Source organism: Komagataeibacter sp. FNDCF1 (assembly GCF_021295335.1).
Lineage (GTDB): Bacteria > Pseudomonadota > Alphaproteobacteria > Acetobacterales > Acetobacteraceae > Komagataeibacter.
In genome coordinates this window covers 3,117,313-3,135,793 of sequence record NZ_JAIWOT010000001.1, presented here as the reverse complement: position 1 = coordinate 3,135,793, position 18,481 = coordinate 3,117,313, and the positions used below count along the sequence as shown (strand labels likewise).

Annotated in this window: 11 protein-coding genes and 1 tRNA gene; all 12 read right to left on the bottom strand. The window is 62.5% G+C overall.

Annotated features, from left to right (window positions below; translation table 11 throughout):
* Positions 1-50: 50 nt before the first annotated feature.
* Positions 51-1,934 carry a molecular chaperone HtpG gene (gene htpG, locus LDL32_RS14755; protein ID WP_233068136.1) on the bottom strand — a complete coding sequence of 628 codons (1,884 nt, stop codon included), beginning with the start codon at positions 1,932-1,934 and terminating at the stop codon, positions 51-53.
* Between the two features lie 95 nt (positions 1,935-2,029).
* Positions 2,030-2,668, bottom strand: a complete 639-nt coding sequence (locus tag LDL32_RS14750; protein ID WP_233068135.1) for an NUDIX hydrolase — start codon at positions 2,666-2,668, stop codon at positions 2,030-2,032.
* The gene (locus tag LDL32_RS14745) at positions 2,665-3,123 is read right to left on the bottom strand and encodes a cupin domain-containing protein (protein WP_233068134.1); all 459 of its coding nucleotides are present in this window, start codon (positions 3,121-3,123) and stop codon (positions 2,665-2,667) included. Before LDL32_RS14745 ends, LDL32_RS14750 begins: the two co-directional genes overlap by 4 nt.
* A 175-nt stretch (positions 3,124-3,298) precedes the next feature.
* Positions 3,299-3,964, bottom strand: coding sequence for a hypothetical protein (locus tag LDL32_RS14740; RefSeq protein ID WP_233068133.1), 666 nt, complete (start codon positions 3,962-3,964; stop codon positions 3,299-3,301).
* Complete coding sequence (locus LDL32_RS14735) at positions 3,964-6,162, bottom strand: glycoside hydrolase family 3 protein (protein WP_233068132.1); 2,199 nt, start codon at positions 6,160-6,162, stop codon at positions 3,964-3,966. Before LDL32_RS14735 ends, LDL32_RS14740 begins: the two co-directional genes overlap by 1 nt.
* A 213-nt stretch (positions 6,163-6,375) precedes the next feature.
* The gene (gene bcsD, locus LDL32_RS14730) at positions 6,376-6,846 is read right to left on the bottom strand and encodes a cellulose biosynthesis protein BcsD (RefSeq protein ID WP_233068131.1); all 471 of its coding nucleotides are present in this window, start codon (positions 6,844-6,846) and stop codon (positions 6,376-6,378) included.
* Complete coding sequence (locus LDL32_RS14725) at positions 6,846-10,823, bottom strand: cellulose synthase subunit BcsC-related outer membrane protein (protein WP_233068130.1); 3,978 nt, start codon at positions 10,821-10,823, stop codon at positions 6,846-6,848. Before LDL32_RS14725 ends, bcsD begins: the two co-directional genes overlap by 1 nt.
* A gap of 2 nt (positions 10,824-10,825) precedes the next feature.
* On the bottom strand, positions 10,826-13,237 hold the full coding sequence (locus LDL32_RS14720) for a cellulose biosynthesis cyclic di-GMP-binding regulatory protein BcsB (protein ID WP_233068129.1): 2,412 nt from the start codon (positions 13,235-13,237) through the stop codon (positions 10,826-10,828).
* A 1-nt stretch (position 13,238) separates the two neighbouring features.
* The gene (gene bcsA / locus LDL32_RS14715; protein WP_233068128.1) at positions 13,239-15,476 is read right to left on the bottom strand and encodes a UDP-forming cellulose synthase catalytic subunit; all 2,238 of its coding nucleotides are present in this window, start codon (positions 15,474-15,476) and stop codon (positions 13,239-13,241) included.
* A gap of 182 nt (positions 15,477-15,658) precedes the next feature.
* Positions 15,659-16,642, bottom strand: coding sequence for an endoglucanase (locus LDL32_RS14710; protein ID WP_233068127.1), 984 nt, complete (start codon positions 16,640-16,642; stop codon positions 15,659-15,661).
* A gap of 23 nt (positions 16,643-16,665) precedes the next feature.
* A complete protein-coding gene (locus LDL32_RS14705) occupies positions 16,666-17,676 on the bottom strand; it encodes a glycosyl hydrolase family 8 (protein WP_233068126.1) in 1,011 nt (336 codons plus the stop codon).
* Between the two features lie 645 nt (positions 17,677-18,321).
* Positions 18,322-18,397: transfer RNA gene (locus LDL32_RS14700), tRNA-Glu, on the bottom strand.
* Positions 18,398-18,481: the final 84 nt, after the last annotated feature.

Sequence of the window (18,481 nt, the reverse complement as noted above, 5' to 3'; positions counted from 1 at the left end):
GCGCGATGCATGGCGGGATCGTGCCGACCAGCCCCATAAGGCTGGAACATTCAGCCCTGCGGGCCGTCCGTCAGCGGCAGGCGCGTCAGGATGGCGGTCAGGCGCTGGGCAAAGCCGGTCGGGTCCTTCGGGCTTTCACCATCCTGGATGCGGGCCATGTCCATCAGCACAAGGGCAATATCCTGCACCGGGTCGCCATTCTTCACCCGTGCCGCCAGATCGGCGATCAGCGGATGGCCGGGATTGACCTGCAGCACGGGCGCCGTATCGGGCACCTGCTGGCCGCTGCGCTTCATGAGGCGGATCATCTGCAGGTCCGGCCCGGATTCGGGGGCCGCCAGCACCACCGCGCTGTTGACCAGGCGGTTGGTGCCCTTCACATCCGATACCGCGTCACCCAGCGCTTCCTTCAGCGCGGGGATTACGGCTTCCAGCGCATCCTTTTCGGCCTGCGTTTCCTCCGGCGCACCGAACTTTTCAAGATCGGTGTGGAACTGGCTGATGTTGCGCAGCGGCGTGTCCTTGTACACACCCAGCCGGTCGGGCCAGAAGGAATCCACCGGGTCGGACAGCAGCAGCACCTCGATCCCGCGGGCGCGGAAGCCTTCAAGCTGGGGCGAGGACGGCAGCATTTCCGTGCGGTCGCCCGTCAGGTAGTAGATGGCTTCCTGCTCGGGCTTTTTGCGCTCAAGGTAGGCATCCAGCGTGGTCCAGCCATCCTGCGTGCTGGAACGGAAGCGGGCGATGGTCGCCAGTTCCGTGCGGTGCACGGCATCATCCCAGATGCCTTCCTTGAAGGTCGGGCCGAAATTGTCCCAGAACTTCTCGAAATCCGCCTCGTCCTTGCTGCGGGTCTTGAGTTCGGAGATCACGCGGTTGGTCACCGCCTTGCGGATGCGCGCCAGCACCGGTGTCGCCTGCAGCATTTCGCGCGATACGTTGAGCGGCAGGTCCTCCGTATCGACCACGCCGGTCACGAAGCGCAGCCAGGGCGGCAGCAGGCCTGCATCGTCGGTAATGAACATGCGGCGGACATGCAGGCGGATCTGGCTTTCGCGCACAGGCTCGGCGAATTCGAAGGGCTTGCTGCCGGGAATGAACAACAGGGCCGAGAATTCCATGGTGCCTTCGGCATGCCAGTGCAGCGTGGCCCAGGGGGTGTCGAAATTGTGGCTGACGTGGCGGTAGAACTCGTTCAGCTGTTCTTCGTCAATGCCGCCACGCGGCTTGCGCCACAGTGCCGTGCCCTTGTTGGCCGATGTTTCCTCACCATCCTTTACGATGGTGATGGGCCACGAAATGTGGTCGGCCCATTTGCGCACGATGCTTTCAAGCTGCCACGAATCGAGGAAGTCGTCCGCATCTTCCTTGATGTGCAGGATGATGTCAGTTCCCGGCTTCTCACGCGTTGCGGGGCTGATGGTGTAGTTGCCCTTGCCGGTGGAAGACCACTGCCATGCCTCGTCACTGCCCGCGCGGCGCGAGATCACGTCCACCCTGTCCGCCACCATGAAGGCTGCGTAGAAGCCGACGCCGAACTGCCCGATCAGGCTCGGCTTGTCCTCGGGTTTCGCATTGGCCAGTTCCTCGCCAAAGGCACGGGTGCCGGAACGGGCGATGGTGCCCAGGTTTCGGGCCAGTTCTTCCTTGCTCATGCCCGCGCCATCATCGGTAATGGTCAGCAGGCGGGCGTCCTTGTCGGGATTGATGCGGATCTTCGCATCATCGGGCAGGGCGCGCGCGCCATCGGACAGCGCCTCGAAGCGGCGCTTGTCGGTCGCATCCGCGGCATTCGCCACCAGTTCGCGCAGGAAGATTTCGCGTTCGGAATAAAGCGCATGGACCACAAGGTCGAGCAGGCGGCCGACCTCGGCGCTGAACTCATGCTGCTCGCCCGTGGCACCGGGGGTGGGAGATGTTGTCTGTTCCGTCATGGGCTGTTCCTGTTTTTATTGAAATGCCGTGAGTTGCAATTTGTAATGGATATGGAAATCCCTGCGGTGTTTTCAATGGCCTGCGTGGTCGGGGGTCAGTCAAAATCCGTCGGCAGGCCAGCATCGCGCATATGGGTGAACAGGCGGGCGATCTGTCCGGGCAGTACCCGGCCCAGCGACAGGTCGGCGGGGATATCGTCCTCGGCGAACCAGCCGATTTCGGATGTTTCGACACTGGTTTTCGCAGCGCCCCCCGTCAGTTCACATATGAAGCACAGCGTATAGGACGAGAACGGCCCCGGCGGATGCCCCTGGCGGTCACGGTCCCACACGGCGGCAAGCCGCTTGACCCGGACGTCATAGCCGCTTTCTTCCCGCACTTCCTTGACCGTGTTGTCCACGGGCGAGAGGTTTACATCCGCCCAGCCGCCGGGCAGGGTCCAGCGGTCGTGGTCCAGCACTTCGCGCACCAGCAGGATTCGCCCCCGCTCATCAAACACGGCCGCGCGCACCACGACCTTGGGCGTGGCGTAGCCATCCTGGCCGGTAAACAGTTCCAGCACGCGCGTCATGTCGGCATTGCTGCCGGTGGCCAGCATGTCGACCGCGATTTTCATTATGCTGTCATAGCGTTCCCGGTCGAACGGGTTTTCGGTATAGGCCAGCCCACTCTGTGCCAGCGCCTGCAGGTCACGGGCCCAGACCAGCCACCGGGGCGTGCGCGGGGCGGTCATGCGCCGGCTCCTTCCGGTGACCAGCCAGCGGGGGCAAGCTCAAAACTGCTGAACTGGAAGACCGGTGCGACCTGGCAGCCCATCAGGCTCCACGCACCCTGACTGCATGCCGCCTGCCATGCGCCCGCGGGCACGACTGCCTGCAACGCCTGTCCCTGCCCCGGCAGGGGGCCAAGGACAACGCGGGTAACCGGCGCGCCCCGCGCCGTGGCAATTTCCAGCACAAGGGGACTGCCACCCTGCCAGCACCAGATTTCCGCCGCATCCACCCGGTGCCAGTGCGAACGCTCGCCCGCCGCAAGCAGGAACGTGATGGTCGATACCGTGCCACGCGTGCCGTCATCGGGCGCATCGCGCCATATTTCCCGGTAGCTGCCCCCTTCGGGGTGGGGTTGCAGGCCAAGCAGGCGGCGTACGTCATCGGCGGGGGTGGCTGGGTCTCGCAGGTCGGTCATGGTATGTCCTTGCTCAAGGTCTCGGGCCATGTACCTGGCGTAGCGTCCCCGCCCCCATACCGCAATGCGCGCCTGGCGCAATTCCACTGAACTCTGGCCCAGTGGAATTGCTCTAACTCACTGTTTATCTGGCATCTTCACCCGTTTAAATGTGTCCATTCAAACGGGGTCTGCTTTAGCGCGGGGAAAAGGTGTCGAGTGTCTGGTCCGTATAGGTTTCCACCACCTCGCTGAAGGGCTGGCCCTGCGCATCGCGCAGTACCGCGCGCTGGCGAATGATCACCGCAGGCACATCCAGCATGCCGACGGACCGGGCTTGCGTGGCCGGACCGGGCCAGGGCGACCACAGGCGGGTGAACTCCAGCCGGGTGCGCGAAAAATGCAGTGGCGCGACGACATGGCCGAACGACGTGTCGGTCCGCTCCAGTGTTGTGTTCATCCCGGCATCCAGCCGGTCCGGCACGTACCAGTTATCGGCAACCGAGAGTACATGCGTCCCGCACACAAGCTGCACCTGCCGGTGCCGTACCGGCTGCGTCGCACCCACGCCCAGATCGGTACGCACGGTGGCCGGCACGGCATCCGGCCCCACGGGCATCATCTTGTGCGCGGTCACGACAGGGCTGGCCGCCATGTGGTGGGCAGCACACCAGTCCTCCAGCGCGAGGGTGGCGCTGGGATGGGTCAGGAGCGTGATTTCCAGTTCCTGCACCGCAATCTGCATGCGCGCGCGGTTCAGTGGTGTATCCGGCAGGGTCCCGGCCCGGGCCGTGCCTGACGCCACCAGCACGCCCGCGACCGCAAGCCCGCAGCGCCAGCGGCCTCCCGCCCCCTGACCCATCAGGGTGCGAAGTGACGGCCGGACAGGTGCAGGCTCACCTGCTGGCGATCATCGGTGGCGGAGGCGCCAAGCCATACCCGGAACGTGCCCGAAGGGATGCTCCAGCGGTCCTTCGGGCCATCAAAATGTGCCAGCAGGCGCGGATCAAGCTGGACCGATACCTGGCGGCTCTCTCCCGGTGCAAGGCTCACCCGCTGCCAGCCCGCCAGCCTGCGTGCGCCCCCGTCGGGCAGGCCCACATAGACCTGCGGCACGTCCACCCCGGGGCGGTTGCCGGTATTATGCACGGTAAAGGTGGCCGTCACCGCGTCATGATGCCTGTGCACAGCCAGCCCGTCGGTGCTGAAGGTGGTGTAGGTCAGGCCATGGCCGAACGGATAGAGCGGCTTGAGGTGATGGCGGTCGAACCAGCGGTACCCGACATCACTGCCTTCGTCATAAACCAGTTCCTGATCGGTGTGGAACTGCATCTCGAACACGTTATCCGCCGTAACACCCGCGATATCGGGGCGGGCAAGCTGGCTTTCGGCCTGTGGAAAGGTCATGGTCAGGTGACCGGAGGGGGCGACCTTGCCAAACAGCAGGCGCGCAATGGCGGGACCACCGCCGGAACCGGGGAACCATGCCTCCAGCACGCCCGCAACGTTGCTGTTCCATGGCATCAGCACCGGGTCACCGGTTTCCATCACCACCACCGTGCGCGGGTTGGCGGCCGCCACGGCGGTGATCAGGGCATCGGCGTTATCATCAAGATGCATGCTCGGCGCGTCCATCCCCTCAAAGGTGAACTGCGTTGCGTATACAACCGCCACGTCGGCCGCCCGTGCGGCCCGTACGGCAGCGGCGATGTTCCTGCCGGATTCATAGGTGATGCGGGCATCCGGGGCCTCGGCCCGCATGGCCCTGAGCGGGGATGACGGGAAATAGACCGGATCGCCCGGCCATTCCTTCTTGCCCGGTCCCTTCACCGCTTCGCCCCCGATGGGGTCGACCTGGCTGGACCCGCCACCCGAGATCACGCCCACATCGGCATGCCCGCCAATGACCGCGATGCGCGCGGTGGGGGAAAGCGGGAGGATGTTGCCTTCGTTACGCAGCAGGACCGCGCCTTCCTCCTCATCATGCTGGGCCACCAGCGTATCGGTCACGACATCCAGCGGTCCGCGCCGGGGCGCGTGATCCACCAGGCCCGTGGCGAACAGGGAACGCACGATGCGCTGCGCCATGTCATCGATACGGGCGACAGGCACGCGTCCGGCCTTGACATCCGCCGCCAGCATGGCCGTGAAATAGGGACGCGCATCGGTATGGTCACCCGCTGATTCCTGGTCCAGCCCCGCCAGCGCCGAACGGGCGGAGGAATGAGTGGCCCCCCAGTCGGACATGACAAAGCCGGGGTAATGCCAGTCCTGCTTCAGCGTGGTGTTCAGCAGGTAGGGATTTTCACACGCATACAGGTCGTTCACGCGGTTGTACGAACACATGACCGAACCGGGATGCCCGGTTTCAATCGCGATCTCGAAACCCAGCAGGTCGCTCTCGCGCATCGCCGCGGGGTCGATATCGGCGCTCATGGTCATGCGCGATGTTTCAAGGTCGTTCATCGCGTAATGCTTGAGCGTGGAAATGACATGCTGCGACTGCACGCCCGCGATGGTGCTGCCCACCATGCGCCCGGTCTGGAGCGGGTCCTCACCCGCATATTCAAAATTGCGGCCACCACGCGGGTCGCGCGTCAGGTCCGCCCCGCCGCCCAGCAGGACGTTGAACCCGCTGCGCCATGCCTCGCGCCCGATCATCTCGCCCGCCTGGCGGGCCATGTCCATGTCCCACGTACTGGCCGTCGCCTGGCCGGATGGCAGGGAAACCGCCGCGCCACCGGGGCGGATATGCGCAGGATTGCGCACGCCGACCCCCGCATCCGATATCTGCAGGTCCGGCAGGCCCGACCCGGCGGGCGCACGCAGATAGGCCGCCGAGCCCAGTCCCCCCGGGGGTGCGACACTACCGTTGAAACCACCGCCGTCCACGCTGAACAGCAGGGACATCTTGTCCTGCAGGCTCATATGCGCGAGAACCTGCCGCGCCCGTTCATCGGCGGGGTCAGCTGCCGCCGCATGTCGCGCATGGGCGGGCGCACAGACCGCCACACCCCATGCCACTGCGGAAAGCAGGAATATCTTGCGGGACAGTTTCATGCGGCTGACTCTTCCTTGACGGTTGCATAAAATCACGTCACGGCATGCGGCGGGACGCCATGACAGGAGTATCGGATGCTTCACCCCGGCCCCACATGATCTGGCGTGGGCCCCGCGTGAAATGGGGGCCGGAATGCAAAAAACCCTGCCGGTACGGCATGTACATGCCTACGGGCAGGGCCCTGCGCGCCAGACCGGGACGGGCCTGTCGGATCAGTTGCTGTTGCTGCGGGTACGCATGTACAGGATGATTGTCTGGCTGGGGACGGAGTTCAGGTCTTCGGCATCCACATCACGGGTGACGACATAATCACCGAACGCACCTGGCTGCGACGTGATCCAGCGACCGTACAGCCCTTCCAGCACGGGGGCCAGCCATGTGCCCGACGGCTCACCCGCGCTGCCGACCTGGGGCAGATCCTCATGGATGATCCGCATGGCCTGGTCCTCGGGCAGGAGCTCAAGCTTCACGTAGCCCCAGTTGATCATGGCCAGCAGGGAATTCAGTTCAATCTGCAACTGATGGATGGTGTTGCACAGGGGCGGCTGCAGCCGGCCGGCCATGCCGTGGCCGACCTCGCGCAGCAGATCATTCCTCACCTCGATCCCGGCCTGATCGTCAATCTCCCAGGACAGGGCCTGCAGGAACAGTGAGAAGTCCGGTTTTGCGTTGAAAGTTGTCATTACTGGTCCATAATAAGATAGTGTGCGGAAATCATGGCGCCGCTTTCAGTCCAGTTACCGGCCTTCTGCCAGCGCCCCGACAGATCAAGACGAAGATTGTGTGTAAATCGATAGCCCACCCTAGCATTAAATCCGCCAGTAAGACTAGCAATACTATCCCCGGGATAATAGGCGCTGTTTACCGTCTCCTGGGAGAGATAATCCGACGATGTTGCATTGGTCACATAGTCGGCGGCAACGGCCGCAGCCCCCGACTGCATGAGTGACGAGGTGGGGAAGAACGGCGAGGAGTGTTCATGGAACACCTGGTAGCCCACGCTGCCCGTCACGTCCCAGTCAAGCCGCTTGTGCTGCCCCGCGTAGCGGATGGGCACGGTCGCCGCGTAATAGGACTGTGGCGAGAAGTAGCCACCCTGGCCATATGTATAGAAATCCTGATTATTCGCATAACCGAAGTAAGTCAGGCTGACACCGATGCGTACCAGCATGTTCGCATTGTGCCAGACCAGCGTATTGACGCCGAGACCCGCCTCACGCTCATCATTGCGCTGCACGTGCTTGCCGGTCTGGATTGCATAGCCACCGCCACCGTACACGATGGTGTTGCCCAGCGTCGCCTCAACCTGGCCATGGAAATGGTTGGTCACGACACCGCCCCATTCCTGGCTCCACTGCGAACTCAGCTCCTTGCCATAAAGCTGGCGGGCATAGCGGCCAAGGGACGTATTGTAGTTGGGGTCACGCATGCCGCCATAGGAAAGCACGCTGTTGGTGATCGAGCGGCGCTCCGCACTGACACGGAACGTGACCGGACCGACGCGGGGCGAGAACTCGACACCACCCAGCACGTTGGTGATGGGGAAGCCGATCGGTGACGCACCCAGATCGGCCCGCACCCAGCTGTTGCCAAACTGCACATCAGGGGCAAAACCGGCTTCGGCCTGGCCACCCTGGATACGTTCGGTCTGCAGGCCGCTGTGGGAGTTGTTGCGGTTCATGTAGTTGACATACTGGTTGTATGCCTGCGTGGCCATATCGGTGCCAAAGCGCGGCACGTCATAGACGGAACCGGAATCAAGCTGACCCGACCAGATCATGGTTGGCGTGATCGAGAAGGTCAGGCTGGATTCACCCGCCTGCAGGGGCAGGCGCCCGACGATGGGAATGTTCGCTTCCGTCAGGCGGCCCATGCCGTGCTCACCCGAACGCGACCGGAAACCGAGACCGCCGTCAATGGATGGCGCAAGGTTTTCACGCAGCGTGGTGATCTGTCCGGCAATGGAAGACAGCATCTGGTCGGATGCTTCAGGCGATGTCGCTTCCGTACTGTAGGCGCTACCCGTAACCGGGGCGCCCAGTTCCGTCTGCCGCCCGTAGCCATGATGGCGGAACGGGTTGCTTGAAGGCGGCTCAAGCGATTCCTCCTGCGCACCGTTCCCGCTGGCGCTGGCCCGCGTGCCTTCAACCTGCTGCAGACGCAGGTCATAGGCCCGGCGCAGGTCACTGATGGTCCGGTGGCCATGACCATCAGCCTGATCGGCCACGGCCATTGCCAGCCAGGCGCGGGCATCCATCGGGCTTTCCTGCACACCGTCCATGGCAAGCCGGGTCGCAAGGTTCTTGCGATCGCTGTTGACGGCAGCCTGCACCGCAGCCTGCCGCGCATCGAGATCCTGCGGATTGTGCCGCAGCACGGCCAGGTCGATCTCCAGCGCCTTGCCGGATTTGCCCTGCCCGTTATACAGCCGCGCCAGCGCCAGCTTGGGCGATGTCGCTTCCGGATCGGCCTGCAGGGCCGGGGCAAGATGGTCATATGCCTGCGCCTGATCCCCACGCTGGTTCAGCAGGTCGGACTGAGCGACGGCAATACCCATGCGCAGCTGCTGCAGGGTCTGGGCCTGTTCGGGCAGCAGGGCATTGCCGGCCCCCGTGCCGCTACCGTCCCCCAGCGGGGCAAGCAGGCGGGCTGCGGCAACCGGGTTGCTGATCTTCATGTATTCCGTGGCATAGGCCAGCCGCTGGTCAGCCGAAAGGTCGAGCGTGCGGGTGGAGGCGATGCGCAGTGCCATGCGGGCATGGATCATGTCGCCCCGCTGGCGGAACAGGTCCGCCACCGCCACGCCACGCGCGCCCGTCGGGTCAGGTGGAGAAAGGGCTTCACGGATCAGCGGAACAGGGTTGGCTACCATGGACAGCCGGCTGGCCAGATCCTGCTTGATTTCCATTTCCGTCGCGATGGCATGGATCGCGGGGGAATAGTCATCGGGCGAAAGACCGGACAGCAGGCGGCGTGTCATCGCGTCGTTGCCGCTGCCATAGGTATACAGGATACCGGCCTGCCGGTCCTGCGCGGTCACGGGATTGGACAGGATGGGCTGCATGACGCGACCGGCTTCGGCCATGTCTCCCTGCTGCTGCAGGGCATTGGCCAGATTGATGCGCACCCACGGGTCGCGCGGCGCCTGGGTCATCGCCTCCCGCAGGATGGAAACCTTGCGCGCCGAATCAGATGTCTGGGATGCGGCGGCCATAAGGCCGGTCACCTCGATCTCCCCCACCTGGGTTGCGTATTGCGGCCCGACGCGGGACAGGAGTTCACGGGCTTCCGCCGTCTTGCCCTGCGACATCTCGACCCGTGCCAGCCCCATCAGTGCAAGCTGGCTGTTCGGTTCACGCGCCAGAACGGACTGGTATTCCTGCTCGGCCGCACCGATCTGGCCCGTTGTCCGCTGCAGGTCCGCCAGCATGAGGGTGGCCCCGGTAAACTGGCCCGGCTGGCGTGCAAGACTGCTCAGGCGCTGCTTGGCTTCGGCATACTGATGGGCGGCGATAAGCTGCCGGACAGCGGCGTAGTCACCGCTGATTTCCATGCCGGACAGCGCGGGACGCCAGCGGTCCGCCGTCTTGGGGTCAGCCGCCATGGCTTCCTGAAAATACCGACGCGCTTCGGCGGCGTCGCCCTGACGCATGCTGACCAGCCCCATGCCGCCAAGCGAATCGGCATCATGGGAATTGATCTGCAACGCGGACTGGAAGGACTGCTCGGCCGCGGCAAGATGACCGGAATTGAGCTGCTGGTAACCCGCCTGACGCGCGAGACCGGCCTTGTCCGGCGGACCGCCGGGCGGATGGACCATATGCTCGTGCAGTTCGGTATCGTTGGGATGCGCATCAAGCCACTGCTGCATGAGCGGCTGGGTAGTGGGCGTAACAGGCAGCCAGCCCAGCGTCTGCCGGTAGGACTGGGTGGCGGCCGCGGCCTCGACCGGGGCCTGGCTGCGGAAGCCCTGCAGGTCCTTCAGCCGCGCCAGACCTTCCATGCGGGTGGCCGTGTTGTAGGTCAGCGCCTGGGCGAAGGCCAGCTGGGCATGGTAATCCTGCGGATTGGCCGCCACGATACCGGCCAGCCCGGCCCGGGCCTGGTCCCATTCCGCCGGAACGCCAGCCATGGTCTGGTAGTATTCCACCGCCAGCGAATGGGGTGGCTTACCGCCGTTGAACAGCTTCTGGTATCCCTGCACCGCCTGCGCGTTATGCCCCGATGCGGCAAGGGAACGCACCTGTGACAGGTCGGACGTCGAAATGGAGCGTTCGTGCAGCAGGTCGCTCAGGCCGTTTGCCGCAGTGCTGCCCGGCGCCACCTGCTGGAGATGCCGCAGCGTATCGGCCGCTGCTTCCCGGTTGCCGATCGCCGTCTGGTATTCACCCTGCACCTCAAGCACGTCAGGGGCGTCCGGCGCCACGCGCTGGGCGTTCTGCAACGCCTGACGGGCATTGTCATACTGCTGCTGCTGAAGCCAGAAACGGGCCTGCTGCAACAGGATCTGCCGTGGCGCCGCCGCACCGCCCGAAGCCTGGGTTCCGGTCATGGCGGTGGAGGCCTGCTGCGCACGGGCAACGGGCACGGCCACCAGCACGGTCATGCAACTGCTGGCAAGCAGGCCGGCAGAAAGGGAAAAGACGTATCGTCTGTTCATGTTCACGATTTCTGCCTTTCTTCCTGCAGCTGCCGCCGGCGGAACAGTGCGTGCCGCAGCAGGGCACGGACCAGCACGGCCACAATCAGCAGGCATCCGACCAGTCCCACCACGATCACGCGGACAGGATGGTTATGCATATACCAGTCCGGCATGAGCCACATGGGCAGCGTGCCAACGGTATAAAGGGGAGAACTGCGGTATGAGGTCAGGTCATCCCCATGCGCGATAACAAGATCGCCCTGGATCTTTGCCTGGTTCTTACGCTGCCCGAGGATCTGGACCAGATTGTCCAGCCCCTGCCCATCACCTGACAGCAGGGCGAGAACGGTCCGCCCGGATGCCAGCGGGGATTCCGCTTCCACCATGGCGCCAACGCCACCGCTCAGGGTGGTATCGACCTCGGTCGGGCGGGTGCCGGTGATCGCCGACATCGGATCCTGGAAGATGTTCCACACGCCGCTGAGGGTCGAGCGCAGCCCCATATGGAGACGTCCGTCCGCAATCTGGTACGACGAGTTCGACAGCAGCGATGAAACATCCCCGCTATTGGAGAGCGTAGACAGGACGATCAGGTTCCTGTCGGCCACATCGTTCACATGATCGGCCGAAACGATATCCAGCCCCGATACCGGGTACCACGTCGTCGCCCCCATGAAGCCCATCATGTCGAGATACGCGCTGACAACCGTGCCATTCGGATGGTCGGGCAACACCACGGCGGAGCGTGAAAGATCGGCATAGGTGGTGAACGGATACCCCGCGCTGGCCATGTAGGCCAGGTTGGGCATGCGCGTGATGTGATAGGCGTTGGACAGGTCGATCGATGAATCAGGATCAACCGACAGGTGGATCAGGCTGGGCCCGGGCCGGCATCCGGGCTGGGCCAGCGGCGCGGCATCGAAATAGAACTGCAGCTGATCCTGGCCAAACACCATCCAGGGCGGAATGGTCAGCGTATGCTTTTCCACGGTTGCGTTCTGGCCGCCACCGGTGAGGCGCTGCATCAGCTGGTCGACGATGGTGCTTTTCTCGCGCAGGGAATAGGACTGCAGGTAGGTATTGTTGATACCCACATCGAGATGCGAACGCGCCACGTCCAGTATCGGCCCGTCCGGCGCGCGGAAGCGTACGTTCAGCTTGTACGGCCGGTCGCGCCACGTATACAGGTCCGGCGAGACACGGAACGGCACGGACAGCACGCCGGGCGTATACCCCTCACCCTGCAGGGCGCTGACCGGCACCAGTTCACCCAGCCGGACAGGGCGGTTGGTGGGGATGAAGGAAGGCGCGTCATTGGCCACGCGGGGTGCGACATCGATCGGCGCCACATCCATGCGTGCCGCCACCGGCAGCGTACTGGCCCCGAAGCTCACGCCCTTGCTGGCGGTAATGACTTCATCACGGTCACGACCCGTTACCAGCAGGATGGTGCCATTGGGGTCGGACGGGTTGGCCACTTCCATCAGGGTCGGCCCGCTTATGGAGGGGCGGCCAAGTGCGGAAGGCAGTTCATCCGCCACACCGATCACAACGGCGTTGCCAGTCTGCGGGATGGTGGAAAACACGGGGAAGTTCACCCCGCGGAAATCGGTCTGCTGGCCGAACCAGGACGCCAGGATGCCCGACGCCTTCAGGACCTCGGGATCAAATGTCTGTGCGAGCACGAACGGAATAACCGTTTTCTGCCTTACGTTCTTGTCGAAGAACGGCTGGGGCAGACGCGACAGCTGACGACGGGGAGGAAGCGGGATGGTCGTGATCTGCAGTTCGGAATGTTCGGACACGCTGGCCCACTGCAATCCGTTGGTCGGATCGGCACATCCCTTTGAACCGGACGCGAAATTGAAATTCAGGCGGTTGCCGCTGACAAAGAAGATCGGATTGATGTCAAACGACAGCGGACCAAAGGAAGGGTGCGAGGGATCGGGACGCAGCGTGCCGATATACTGTTCGTTCAGCGTGATCGTAACCGCGCTGTTTTCTGGCTGCAGGTTGGGTGACATCGCACCCGACACGACAAGCCGCGCCGAGGTAACCAGCTGGTCGCCCGGAATACCGAACTGCAATCCCTGCAGCGGTGCGGCACCACGCATGGTCAGCGCGTTCTGTGCGCCCAGTTCCCGCAGGGAATAGGTGTGCACCGTGGCCACATCGGAACCGATGCCGGTTGCGCTTTCGGCACTGTCAACCACGGCATCGGCCGCGCTGGCTGCGGCCGGGTCGGGGCTGGTTGCGGCGGCGGTTGCGGACTGCGGCTGGGCAGGCGTGGATGCTGCGGCTGCGGGTGCTGCGGCAGGCAGGGGCGGCAGGTCACTGCCTGCAGGCTGGTTGGCAGGCGCTTTGGATGCAACTGGCGCGGCCTGCGCTCCCGTTGCAAAGACCAGCAGCGCGATCAGGGACACCATTTTCATATCACGAGGCCGCACGACTGATCTTTCCTTCCTGTTTCTGACCACCCTGACTGCTTGTTGGCTCCCTGCGCTCAACCGGCAGTGCAATGGGTTTATTTTGCGGACGACTTTGGGCAACCATCTGACCCTTCCTGCGGAACAGCGCCTTGATGCTGAGGATCAGGCTCCACAGGCTGCGCAGCGGCCGGTCATCCTCGTAATCATTCCATTGCAGCCAGGCATCGGCGCGCCCAAACACGAACCGGACAACAGCGGCTTCGGTCGGGAGCGAATTGATGTTCCATGTAAAGACGGACTTGCCGTTCGCGCTGCGGCTCATGGTGGCGGGAAGATTGACCACCTCCCCGTCCAGCACGGCGTGAACGACGGTCTGCACCGGCTGGTCGGGCGTCACATTGCGCCAGGGCATGTGAATGGCGACCCCACCCATGGACACGTCCTGCGTGATGCCATGGCTAATATTTCCGTCGTAATCATACACGGTTACGGGAATGCGGGCATTCACACGGTGACTATGCCGGACCTGCTTGGTTTCACGTCCCACCGAGATTGCCGCCAGAAGGATGAGGAGACTGATCACCGACCAGATGCAGTTGAGCGCGTACGCACGTTCCGCAATGATGTCCAGATGCTCGAAGCCCAGGGCATATATGCCACGCAGCAGGCCAATCGCCATGATCACCGCGAAGATGATGTTCGGATATGTTGCGCCAAGGTCGAATTCCTCACGTTCCAGAACACCGCCCTTTTCCGTCACGTTGAACTTGCCCTTGGAGGGGAAGAGCATCGTCACGATGGTCACACGCACCAGGAACAGCGCCATAACGGTTTCGTACACTTCACTCCAGAAGGAATAGCGCCAGCCCTTGTTCACCTTTGCCGCAGTCGCGATGGAGTGGAACATGTGCGGAATGGCGTAGGCCAGCACCGCCAGCGGTGACGCGGCAATGATGTTCTGGCTGAAGAAAAGGAATGCCAGTGGAAAGGCAAGGAAGATGACACGGGGAATGGCGAAGAAGAACGATGTCATTGCCGAAAGGTAGCAAAGCCGCTGCCCCAGTTTCAGACCGCCCCCCAGCATGGGGTTATCAATACGGAAGATCTGGATCATGCCACGTGCCCAGCGCATGCGCTGGCCGATATGCGTGACAAGGCGTTCCGTCGCCAGGCCGCTGGCCAGCGGGATACGCAGGTAGGCCGTCGACCAGCCCCTGCGCTGCATGCGCAGGGCGGTATGGGCGTCTTCCGTCACGGTCTCGGTCGCGAAGCCACCGATCTCCTCGATTGCCTTGCGGCGCAGGATGGCGCAGGAACCACAGAAGAACGTTGCATCCCAGAAGTCGCTGCCATCCTGAATGACCCCGTAGAACAGGTTGCCTTCAGGCGGCGTACGATATCCGACGGCCAGGTTACGCTGGAAGGGATCGGGAGAATAGAAGTGATGCGGCGTCTGCATCAGCGCGATCTTCGGATCCTCGACCATCCATCCCATCGCAATCTGCAGGAAGGCGCGTGTCGGGATGTGATCGCAATCCAGGATCAGGATGTGATCGCCAGTCGTGTGCTTGATGGCGTAGTTGAGGTTGCCGGCCTTGGCATGCGCATTATCGGGACGGGCAATGTAACGGGCGCCGCATTCCTCGGCAAAACGGGCGAATTCCTCACGCTCGCCATCATCAAGGATATAGACATTCACCTTTTCGGGTGGCCAGTCGATACCCAGGGCACCCAGCACCGTCAGGCGCACGATGCTCAGGCTTTCGTCATATGTCGGGATGAAGATGTCGACAGTCGGCCAGTCATCCGGGTTGGGAGACAGGGGCAGCGGCGGACGATGCAAAGGGGAGATGGTCTGGAAATAGCTGAGGAACAGCATATACAGCGCATACAGTTCCGCCAGCAGCAGCGTGACGCCCAGCAGCCCCTGGAGCCAGGTGTCGAAATCCAGTGTTTCAGTCAGGCGCCACGTCAGGTAACGCAGGGAAACAAGGGCCGACAGTACTTCCAGGAAGAGCTGCGTACGGCGGCTCTTGCGACGGCCAACGATAAAAAAGACCACGACACATGTTATGGCCACAATCAGCTGTTCATGTATCGATAGCGTGCCCATAGTCGCGGCAATCAGGGCAAATATGCCCAATGCCCCAACGACGTAACTGGCACCCCGAAGTGACAGTATCCTGTTGGAAACGCGACCAAACCAACTTTCTGCAGGCGCTGACGACTGAACCTCTGACATCAATAATTCGTCCGATAATAAATACTGATAAAACAGATAGTTACACTCAAAAGAAAACCTTCAGACTTGTCCGGTCCGTCATGTCGCCTTTTGGCCCGCATAGCCTGCGGATCATCGGGTTGCCCCTGTGTCCCCTATCCATGACAGACAGGCCGACCACAGGGCCTGATCCCCGGATAAGATCAGGCTCCCTCGCTTTCCTCACGCTTGCGCAGCAGCGCATCACGCAGGCTGGGCTTTGGCACCAGCCTGTCCGTGGCACGACCACCCAGCGTCATGAACACTTCCGTCAAGGTCGGTGAATTATCGGACGGCGCGGACTGGCGCCCGGTCAGGTTATTCTTGGCACTCTTGTCGAACTTGGTCATCGTGGTCACCTTGGAAACAGGTTTGGAAGCAGGACGGGCCACAGGTGCCGGCTGGAACAGTCGGGCGCTCATGATCCGCTCATTCCCCTTGGCAAAGAAGAAACCCGGCCCCGTGGGGCGCTGGCCACGGCGTTGCTGGGCCTTGGGCACGGGTGCCCAGTCGTCAGCCTGCACGGACGGCACGCCCGCCCCGGACGCAACACCAGGCGCCGCGGCCTGCGGCGGCACGGTAGCGGATGCTGCGGCGGGCGCCGTGGCGAAAGGCTGCAGTCCACGCCGCTCATGCCCGGCAGGGGACGCCGTATCGGCTGTCGTGGCCGGGCGTACCGTATCCTGCCGGGGCGGGACCTCCGGCGGCGACGCTGTGGCTGCAGCCGTTTCCGCCCTGGCCTCGGCCGCTTCAATCACGGGCTCGGGCACTGTTGTTTCCACAACAGACGGCGCCACGCGCGCCACAACAGGCGTATGCGGGGGAGGTGGCGGCGGTGGTGGGGGAGGTGGCGGTGGCGGTGGCGCAACTTCCGCAAGAATCGGAGGCATTACAGGGATATGTACCGGTTCCGCCACCGGCTCCGGCTCGGCTACCGGGGCCGACGGAAATTCGGCAAGATTGTCGTCCACATGATGATGGGTATCATCTTCATATTCGTTGGGCAGTTCAGGCGTTGCTTCCAGCATGACCGGGCGCGCGAAGGAACGGTAGTGGAAGCCTTCCCCACTCAGCCCATAGCCACTGACGAGCATCCGCGACACATCCTGCGGATTATCCATATCCACATTGGGCAGTGGAGTCGTCACGTTGCCTTCCTTATCGGGCGTACTCACATTCCCCCTCCCTCACCACGGGCAATATAAACCAGCAATGTCAGGGCAGCCGAATAGTAATCCGGCGCATGATCCAGCGTGGGCAGCCCACCGGCGGATGACAGGCCCGAACACGTCGCCACGGCCAGATAGCCCGGCGGCGCGTTGTAAGGTGAGCGGGAACCATTGGTCAGGTCGACCCAGCCCGGCAGGGCGGATGCCCCGAAATGATTCCAGAAGCGTGTGAAATCGGCCAGCAGGTCCGGGGTCAGCATATGCGCCCAGTACAGATAGAGCGGCACCCGAATCGCATCGTAAGAAAAACGCGGCGGCCAGCCCTTGGCTATGGAGAAATTGCCATTCTGGCGATTGATCGCAAGCCAGTCCGGCGGAAGCTTCCATTCCCCGAATCGTCCCTTGGCAATGATGCGCAACCCGTCTTCCATTACGGTCTGCCAGCGGGCATCGGCCGAAAGCGCAAAGGCCTGCATGAGTGAGGGCATGACATAGTAGGACAGGTTGAGCGTGACCGAATCCTTGGTGACAAAACCGACATGACCGGGCAGCAGAACCTGGTAGGGGCCGACCTTCATGGTCATGAGCTTCAGCACGTCGGCATAGATGGCCATAGCGTCCTGAATATAATCAGCGCGCTGCCACCGCCGCCCGGCACGGACCAGACCAAGGGCGATCAGCAGGTCACCGTCCGTTGCGTTGTTCGTGTCGGCAACGGGGGGATTATGGCCGTCCAGGTAACGCCAGGAAAACAGGGCGTCATTCTTGTGCTGCAGGTTGGTGCGGGCCCATGCCCACATCGCCTCGAACGATGCCTGATCACCTGCCGTGGCAGAGAAAAGCATGCCGTAGCCCTGCCCCTCGCTGTGGGATTCGCCGCTGTTGCCCGTATCGACGATGCGCCCGTCGGGACGGAAATACTTGCTGCGGAAAATGGCCCACTGGGCATTTATGACCGGATCATCGGCCGCGCTGGCGGAGGCGATGAACGGGACGCTGCCAGCTGCCGCCATGACAGACAGAAAAGAACGACGTCCCATTCCGGATACATGTTTTTGCAGCTTCATAAAATCCAACAGCATCGATCACCACACCACTCAGAAACCAGGACCCATGCAACCGCAGTTCAGGTCCGATATTCATTTTCCTGTCAGGCCGCACCATCACGGCTTAATCGCAAACTCCTCCATCCTGCAAGCCAAAGGCAACCATTACCAGAGGGACTTCATTACGAAAGGGACCATAACGTTTTCATCCCCCTGTGCGAAACAGCCACCCACCACCCGTCGATGGGAACAGGAAAGAAAGTTGCATTTTTGTCACGTCAGGCCCGGACGCCGTCCCTCGAAAAGTCCGTTGGTAATCCCTGCAGAAATCAATAAGGAGAAACATAAGAAACGACAGGTTTTCACTATGCTGCCATATTCTGCAAAATTAAAAGACGGAAAATATTTTTAAATTTCAACGCACCTTGATCTGAATCAATGTTTTTCAGTCAAATGATGCCGGCAAGTATAAAAGGTGCCTTTATTATATATTAATATGGAAAACATTGCCATGCCTAGAGAAAGATTGCTTTTCAGTAAAAATAGATGAGTACAAACGAAAAACCCGCCTTCTGGCGGGTTTTCATGTAACGGCCATGTCATTGACAGCACTGGCGTCCCGTACGAGATTCGAACTCGTGTTGCCGCCGTGAGAGGGCGGCGTCCTAGGCCTCTAGACGAACGGGACAATGGCCGGTGGCCGCCTTCTATGCGATCCGGGCAATGGACGCAAGTGGATAATCACCGCGGCCGCCATTTTGGCCAGTACAGG